Origin of the sequence: Sphingomonas sp. CCH5-D11 (genome assembly GCF_001557395.1) — a bacterium.
Taxonomy (GTDB): Bacteria; Pseudomonadota; Alphaproteobacteria; order Sphingomonadales; family Sphingomonadaceae; genus Sphingomonas.
This window is the reverse complement of sequence record NZ_LSKH01000023.1, coordinates 38,959-46,357: the sequence shown is the minus strand read 5'-3', so window position 1 is coordinate 46,357 and position 7,399 is coordinate 38,959. Positions and strand designations below refer to the sequence as shown.

The window sequence follows — 7,399 nt, the reverse complement described above, 5'->3', positions numbered from 1 at the left end:
GACCTGTCCCGCCGAACCATAACGCTGCACGATCTGCACGGCGTCCACATGCCCCTCCAGCAGCCGGCCGAGCGGGAGATCGCGCCGGCCGGTCTCGTATAGCGCGCGCAGCAGCGCGACATAATCGTCGCCATTCTCGGGGTCACGTGGAGGCTGTCGCGCCCAATCCTGCTCGGCGATCGCGTCCCGCAAGCCAGCCGCGACGCTCATCAAGCCGCAATCTCGCGCCATTCGCCTTCCACCGCCCCCTCCATTGCCGCCAGCAAATCCTCCGCTTCCGCCAGCATGATCGTGTCGCCATGGCATCGCGGCGCCGGCACGATGCGCATCGCGAAGGCTTCCGCGTTGGGACAGTCCCGTGCGACGCCGAGCACATGATCCGCCGTCAGGCCCAGCAGGTCGCCCAGCGCGACACGCACCTCGGCCTCGTCGATCGCCGGGAAGCTGCGCCGCGCCGTCGCCTGCGCCTGCCACTGCCAGGCCGCGCCGCGCGGGTTCGCCACCCGCACCTGCCGCCCGGCATCGAGCGCGCGCAACGTCCCGGCGAGCCCCTCGGCGACGCGCCCGATCCGGCGGGAGGAGGTTTCCACCACCATCGCGGCATCGCGGCGGACGCGAAATCCGGCGCGCGCCGCATCATCGAGCAGCGTCGCATCCTCTCCACTGGCGAGCGGCTGGAACCCGCCGCTCGCGCGATAGGCGGAGGCGCGCACCGCCATGTTGGCGCCGCCGCTGAAATGATGGGTGTCACGCGCTTCCCATGGGACGGGATCGATCACGCGTCGATAGCGGTGAAGGCGGTCGTAATAATGTTCGAGGCGCGACTGCTCGGTATCGCGCATCGCATCGACGCGCATGATCCGCCCTGCCACCACATCGGCCTGCGCCAGCGCCCGTTGTCCAGCCGCGATCCAGTCGCGCTCGGGTGCACTGTCCGCGTCCGTCGTGAAGATCAGCCCCTCTCGCCCGCCCAGCATGCCGAGGCCCATCGCAAAGGCCGCACGCCGGGCCGCACCGGCATTCGCCTTCACGCTCGCGCCGCCATGCTCGACCATCAGGCGAAACGGGAGCTTGGCCGCCTTGTCGGCCAGCAGCGCAGCACTGCCGTCGGTGCACCGGTCCAGGTAGATGCAAACGTCCAGCTCCATCGGAGGGACCGCCAGATTACAAAGAGCCGCGATAAGTGTCGGGAGCGCGTCTTCCTCGTTCCGCGCGGGAACGCATATGATGGCGGGCAAGGCTTCAGGCAGGTCCGTTCTCCCGTACGCGTCTGGCCATCCTAACGTCCCGGAAGGCGTTCGCTATCCGCGGCTGGTTGATCAAGATCAAGCAACTTGCCCGCGATCCATGTGCGCCGCCGCGCGTTACGTCGAAAACCACCGGATACGAAAGGGATCGGCATGGCGAAGAAGAACAGCACAGGCGACAAGAGCAAGATGCCGGGGGGATCGCCCGCGAAGACGTCGCCCGTACCCGCAGGCGCCGACCTGCCAACGAGCTACAAGGGACCGCAGGGACATGGCGGCGAAACTCACCAGACCACTAGCGATGCTGCGCAAACCTTGACGACCCAGCAGGGCGTTCCCGTTGCCGATGATCAAAACAGCCTGCGTGCCGGTCCGCGCGGGCCGACGCTGCTGGAGGATTTCATCCTCCGCGAGAAGATCTTCCACTTCGATCATGAGCGGATCCCCGAACGTGTCGTTCACGCCCGCGGCTATGGCGCCCACGGCGTGTTCGAGCTGACCGAGAGCCTTGCCGAATTCACGCGCGCCGATGTGCTGAGCAATGTCGGCCAGCAGACCGAAGTCTTCGTTCGCTTCTCGACCGTCGCCGGCAACAAGGGCTCGATGGACCTCGCCCGCGACGTCCGTGGCTTTGCCGTCAAATTCTACACCCGGGAGGGTAATTGGGATATCGTCGGCAACAACATCCCGGTGTTCTTCATCCAGGATCCGATCAAGTTCCCGGATCTCGTCCATGCGGTGAAGCAGGAGCCCGATCGCGCCTTCCCGCAGGCCCAGTCAGCGCACGACAATTACTGGGATTTCGCCAGCCTCAGCCCGGAGGCATGGCACATGGTCATGTGGCAGATGTCCGACCGGACGATCCCGCGCTCGTTCCGCACGATTGAGGGGTTCGGCGTACACAGCTTCCGGCTGGTCAACGCCGAAGGCAAATCAACCTTCGTCAAGTTTCACTGGAAGCCGCGCCAAGGCCTGCAATCCGTGCTGTGGAATGAAGCGGTCAAGATCAACGGCGCGGATCCCGATTTCCACCGCCGCGATCTCTGGCAGGCGATCGAGTCCGGCGATTTCCCGCAATGGGATCTTGGCGTCCAGCTGTTCGATCAGGAGACGGCGGACAAGCTGCCGTTCGATCACCTGGATGCGACCAAGCTGATCCCCGAAGAGGATGTGCCGGTGCGCATCATCGGCACGCTGACGCTGAATCGGAACGTCGACAATTTCTTCGCCAGCACCGAACAGGTGGCATTCTGCACCCAGAATGTCGTGCCCGGCATCGACTTCTCGGATGATCCGCTGCTTCACGGTCGCAACTTCTCCTATCTCGATACCCAGCTGAAGCGGCTTGGCAGCCCGAACTTCACCCATATTCCGGTGAATGCACCGCGCTGCCCGGTGATGAACTTCCAGCAGGACGGCCATATGGCGATGCGCAATCCCAAGGGGCGCGCCAATTATGAGCCGAACAGCTGGGGCCCGGATGGCGGCCCGCGTGAGAACCCGGAGATCGGCTATCGCAGCTTCCCGGCAGAGGTGCAGGGAACGAAACAGCGCATCCGCTCCGAAACCTTCGCGGATCATTACAGCCAGGCGCGGCAGTTCTTCATCAGTCAGCAGCCGATTGAACAGAAGCACCTGGGCGATGCCCTGGTGTTCGAGCTGTCCAAGGTCGAACGCGTCGACATCCGCGCCCGTGCCGTCTCGCATCTTCGGCTGATCGATGAGGGGCTGGCCGCCACCGTTGCCGACGGGCTCGGGCTCGAGCTGCCGGAACCGGCGCAGGCAGCCAAGCCAACGCTCGATCTGCCGCCATCGGCAGCGCTCAGCATCCTGGCGAACGGCCCGGAGGACTTCAAGGGCCGCAAGATGGGCGTGCTGCTGACCGACGGCTCCAGCGCCGATCTGTTCAATGCGCTGACCAAGTCGCTCGAGGCGGAAGGCGCGATGTGGGAGGTGGTCGCGCCCAAGATCGGCGGCGTCACGCTGGACGATGGCACGAAGGTCGCCGCCAAGCAGAAGATCGATGGCGGTCCCTCGGTCCTGTACGATGCCGTGGCCGTGCTCCCTTCGGAAGATGGCGCGGCCATGCTGGCCAAGGATGCAACGGCGAAGGATTTCGTGGCGGACGCCTTCGCGCACTGCAAGTTCATCGGCCACAGTGCGGCCGCAGGGCAGTTGTTCGACGCGGCCGGGCTGCCTGGGCGTGACGATGGCTTCATCGCCCTGACCGGCGCCAAGGATACCAAAGCTTTCGTCGCCAAGTGTCGCGAATTGCGGTTCTGGCCGCGCGAGCTCGAGGTTGATCTCGACGCCGCGGCGCTGAAGGCGAAGCCCTGATACGCTGTTGAAGCGGCGGAGGGGGGCGGCAGCGGATCGCCGCCCCCTCTTCTGCCGCTATTCTGACGCCGTCGCCGGCCCTGCCTTTAGCGCGCGCAGCACGTCCGCGGTATGCTGCCCCAGTCGGGGAGGATCGCGCGTAATCGACATGGGCGTGGCCGAAAAGCTGATGCCTGGCGCCATGGCGAGATAGCTGCCAACCTCGTCATCGATCTTCCGCGGGGTGAAGAATCCCACTTCGCTGAGGTGCGGGTCGGTCAGGACGCCCGGCAGATCGTTGACGCGGATGATGGGGATGCTGTGCTCGGTGCCGAGCGCCATCCATTCCGCCGTGGTCCGCGTCAGCGCCACTTCCGCCAGCATCCGGTGATAGGCGTTGACTCGCCCGCGCCCGTCCACCTCCTCCGCATAGCGGCGCTCGACCTCCGCCCCGTCAATGCCGCCCAGCCCCAGATACCGATTGGATGCCTCAACGTCCTGCGCCAGAACCATCATGTAACCGTCACTTGTTCTCAGCGCTTTGCGAAACGGCGTCAGCGCGCCCGGATGGCCGAACTTGCCGCGCGGCGGATCGTAACTGTGGCCGTGAAGATGCTCGACCAGCAGGAAGCCGGCAAAGGACTCCAGCATCGGCACCTTTACCTCCTGCCCCTCTCCCGTCCTCGCCCGGTGCACCAATGCCGCCTGAATGCCGATGAGAAGCATCAGGCCGCAAACCTTGTCGGCCATAAAGGTCGGAAGCGGCCTGGGTTCGGGGTTCCCGTCATAGAGCGGCAGCAGCGCCGTCGCCGCCGCCGCACCCTGGATCAGATCGTCAAATGCCTGCCGGCCGGCATATTCACCGCCGTCGCCGAAACCACATGCCCAGCCATAAACGATATCGGGGCGGATCGCCCGGACGGCCTCATAGTCAAAGCCAAGGCGCTGAACCGCCTCCGGACGCATGTTGTGCACGAACACGTCCGCCGTTCCGATCAGCGCGCGCAGCTGCTCGCGGTCGTGATCCACCTTGAGGTCCAGGGCCACGGACTGCTTGTTCCGGTTCAGCTGCAGGAACAGCGCGGACACGTCCTGGGCTGGCGCGATCCGGCCCATCTCGCGGCGCTGCCGGTCGCCGCTGGGCGTCTCGATCTTGATGACCTCCGCGCCCAGGTCGCCCAGCATCTGCGTCGCATAGGGGCCGAGCACGAACTGAGTCATGTCGATCACCCGTATGCCCGCAAGCGGGCCTGCCCCCTCCGCCATCATCCCTCTCCCTGTTGCGCCACGCGCGGCCGTTTTTCGCCGGTTCTCATCCGCGCACGTGAGCATGTTCTCCGATATGCTCTTCCTAGGGCATTCGGGACGGCCGGCGCCAGCCTTGCCAAAAGGCGGAGAAGGATCTTGAACGCAGTCTTTTGAAAGCGCCGGCTACGCCGGCTGCGAGCCGATGGTGCTATCCGGCCGACGCGCCAGCATCTTTATATAGGGCATGCCAAGCAGCGTCGAAATCACCAGCCCAAGCGCGATCGCCGCGGGCGCCAGCTTCTCGTCCGGGAAGTTGGCCGTCGCGATTGCGATGGCAACGCCCGGATGGCGCGTCGCCGACGCCAGCGAGAGCGCCGCCTTGTCATGCACATCCGGTCCGCCGAGCAGATATCCTGCGCCGAACCCGATCGCGGCGAGTGCAACCAGCGCCAGGATCGTTCCATCGCCGATGACAGCCCAGATCGCCGGTGCCAGCAAGATGAGGATACCGAGCATTGCGATCGCCAGAAGGCCATGGCCGAGAACACCAGTTCCCGCTGCGATCCGGTCGGAATGGCTTCCCGCCAGCCAGGCCACGATCAGCCCCGCCACCAGCGGAAAACCAACCGTGATGCCGACCAGCGTCGCGACGCGCGCCGGCGCCACGCCCACGTCGAGCCCGAATATTCCCCCGGCCACAGCGACACCGAGCGGCGCAGCGACCACGGCGGCGATTGTGGTGAGAACAATCAACCCGGCGACATAGGAGGGCCTGCCTCCCGCCTTCAGCTGTGTGCCTGGCAGCACCGGGGGCATTGGAGAGAAGGCGATGCCGACCAACGCGATCTCCACTGGCGGCCGGAAGGTGAAGATCAGGCACATCGCGATCGCTGCAGCCGGGACGACGACGTACATCGACAGGATGGCGCCCAGCCCAAGCCGCCAATGCGTGAGGAGGTAGGTCAGGTCGTGCATCCGCGCCCGCATCGCCAGCGAAAACACGGACAAGACGATGCTGATCATCAGGACGAGGTTCAATGACTGAAGCAGCGTCATCCCAGGCTCCCGCTTGCTTGAAGAAGGCCCCGCTCAGCGGGGTGGATTGACCACCACATACTGCACCGAGGAACCGGCATATTGCGGCTGGTACCAGGTGTTCCCGCACTGCGAGTAGCTGATGCCGTTGACGACCATGGTGCTGCAATCAGGCGGTAGGCTGCGCACGATCGACCCGACCACGGCCGCGGTCAGCGCCACCGTGGTGGCCGTGCGCAGCGGATGCCAGTGGTCGTCCCAATCGTCATCCCAGTCGTGGTGGTGGTCGTAGTGGGAGTGATGGTAATCGTGGTGGACGTTCACGTTCACATTGTTGTGATGATTGATGTTTGTGTGGGAATGGCCACGCACCGGAGGGCGGTTGTTCGGCCGGGACGGTGGACGCGAATGCTGTCCGCCGCCGGGGCGTGATGGCCGGGCATGTCCGCCGCCGGGCCGTCCGCCGGGGCGATGCCCGCCACCAGGATGCCCCTGCGCCGCCACGAGACCAGCTTCCACGGTCATGGTAGCAGGTGCCGCAACCACCGTCTGCTCGGCCACGACCGGTGCGGCTGCCAAGACCGCTACTGCCAGGCCGGAGATGCCCGTTGACCGCCGCATCATTTCGTCTCTCCCTGAGCGGACGCCCGCGCCACGCCGGGCATGTCGATCCGCCGCGCATCCGCCGGTGGGGTGAAGGTGAAGTCGCCATCTCCCAGCGTGCTGGCGTCACGCCAATGCAGCACCGCCACATATTGCGGCAGCGACGAATCTTCGGTGTTGGTGACGATCATCTTGCAGGGCAGCGCGCGCTCGCCCTCCTCGATCCAGATCTGCCAGTCCACCTTCTCCTGCCGAAAGGCATAGTGAAAGCAGCTGCGCCCCTCGATCGTCTCGGGGCGGAGCGCAAAGGCTGAGCGGATGCGCGATCGGATCGTCTGATCGCTGTCCCAGAGGAACAGGTCCACCAGCGGAAGCTCGATGCCATATTCCGTTTTCGCCTTGTCGATGGTTTGCCCGATCGACGGCGGCGCCGGCACCTCGGCGTAATAGCGATAGCGCGGAGCATACATCGCGAACGTCCGGCCGTTGTAGTAGAATTCCCGGTGAACGGTGTCGGCCGCGGCGATGATCTTGAACCCGTTGGGCTTGCGTGCCGCCATCTCCAGCTTGCCGCCAAACTGCAGCTTCTGGCCGGTTTCGAGCACCTCCTCCATGGTCGTGTCCGCGTCGAAGCGGAGCTTTGGCATGGCACGCAAGGCCGCGCTCATGCGATCCATCGCTTCCAGGGCTTCCGGCTCGATCACCGTAGCCGTACCTGCCCCCGGAGCCGGAGCCGGAGCCGGAGCCGTACCCGTCTGGGCGGACGTCTGGGCCGCGACAGCAAGCAACACGATCGCGCATGATCGTCTGATATGCCGGTTGAAGTTCATGGCCTGCTCCGTCGATGATGATCCGAGGTTCAGGCCCATTCTTCACGAACGGTAGGCGGCCTCTATCGGGATGAATCCCGAAAACTGTGCTGTGCTTACATCCAGCGCCCGGTGGCGGGG

Annotated in this window: 6 protein-coding genes and 1 pseudogene; 1 reads left to right on the top strand and 6 read right to left on the bottom strand. The window is 65.2% G+C overall.

What is annotated here, in order from left to right:
• Both AX702_RS22760 and AX702_RS21460 read right to left on the bottom strand, forming a co-directional pair.
• Window positions 1-210 (bottom strand): annotated as a pseudogene (locus tag AX702_RS22760) (acyl-CoA dehydrogenase); the annotation flags it as partial.
• Window positions 210-1,238: a glycosyltransferase gene (locus AX702_RS21460; protein ID WP_231731685.1), complete on the bottom strand. Its 1,029-nt coding sequence runs from the start codon at window positions 1,236-1,238 to the stop codon at window positions 210-212. The gene AX702_RS21460 and the pseudogene AX702_RS22760, both read right to left, overlap by 1 nt.
• Window positions 1,239-1,400: 162 nt before the next feature.
• On the opposite strand from AX702_RS21460, the gene AX702_RS01530 reads away from it, so the two are divergent.
• The gene (locus tag AX702_RS01530; RefSeq protein WP_066775461.1) at window positions 1,401-3,584 is read left to right on the top strand and encodes a catalase; all 2,184 of its coding nucleotides are present in this window, start codon (window positions 1,401-1,403) and stop codon (window positions 3,582-3,584) included.
• Between the two features lie 57 nt (window positions 3,585-3,641).
• Here AX702_RS01530 and AX702_RS01525 read toward each other — a convergent pair whose 3' ends face one another.
• From AX702_RS01525 to AX702_RS01510, 4 genes are all read right to left on the bottom strand, one after another.
• The gene (locus AX702_RS01525; RefSeq protein ID WP_197420462.1) at window positions 3,642-4,829 is read right to left on the bottom strand and encodes a CaiB/BaiF CoA transferase family protein; all 1,188 of its coding nucleotides are present in this window, start codon (window positions 4,827-4,829) and stop codon (window positions 3,642-3,644) included.
• A gap of 165 nt (window positions 4,830-4,994) precedes the next feature.
• Window positions 4,995-5,867 (bottom strand): hypothetical protein, encoded by an 873-nt coding sequence (locus tag AX702_RS01520; RefSeq protein ID WP_066775457.1) that lies wholly within the window; start codon window positions 5,865-5,867, stop codon window positions 4,995-4,997.
• Window positions 5,868-5,900: 33 nt separating this feature from the next.
• Window positions 5,901-6,470 carry a hypothetical protein gene (locus tag AX702_RS01515; protein WP_066775455.1) on the bottom strand — a complete coding sequence of 190 codons (570 nt, stop codon included), beginning with the start codon at window positions 6,468-6,470 and terminating at the stop codon, window positions 5,901-5,903.
• Window positions 6,467-7,279, bottom strand: coding sequence for a DUF2092 domain-containing protein (locus tag AX702_RS01510; protein ID WP_156455310.1), 813 nt, complete (start codon window positions 7,277-7,279; stop codon window positions 6,467-6,469). The genes AX702_RS01515 and AX702_RS01510 overlap by 4 nt, the downstream gene beginning before the upstream one ends.
• Between the last annotated feature and the right edge of the window lie 120 nt (window positions 7,280-7,399).

Coding starts and splice junctions, on each gene's coding strand:
- AX702_RS01530 (WP_066775461.1), top strand. CDS start 1,401: ATGGCGAAGAAGAACAGCACAGGCGACAAGAGCAAGATGCCGGGGGGA.
- AX702_RS01525 (WP_197420462.1), bottom strand. CDS start 4,829: ATGGCGGAGGGGGCAGGCCCGCTTGCGGGCATACGGGTGATCGACATG.
- AX702_RS01520 (WP_066775457.1), bottom strand. CDS start 5,867: ATGACGCTGCTTCAGTCATTGAACCTCGTCCTGATGATCAGCATCGTC.
- AX702_RS01515 (WP_066775455.1), bottom strand. CDS start 6,470: ATGATGCGGCGGTCAACGGGCATCTCCGGCCTGGCAGTAGCGGTCTTG.
- AX702_RS01510 (WP_156455310.1), bottom strand. CDS start 7,279: ATGAACTTCAACCGGCATATCAGACGATCATGCGCGATCGTGTTGCTT.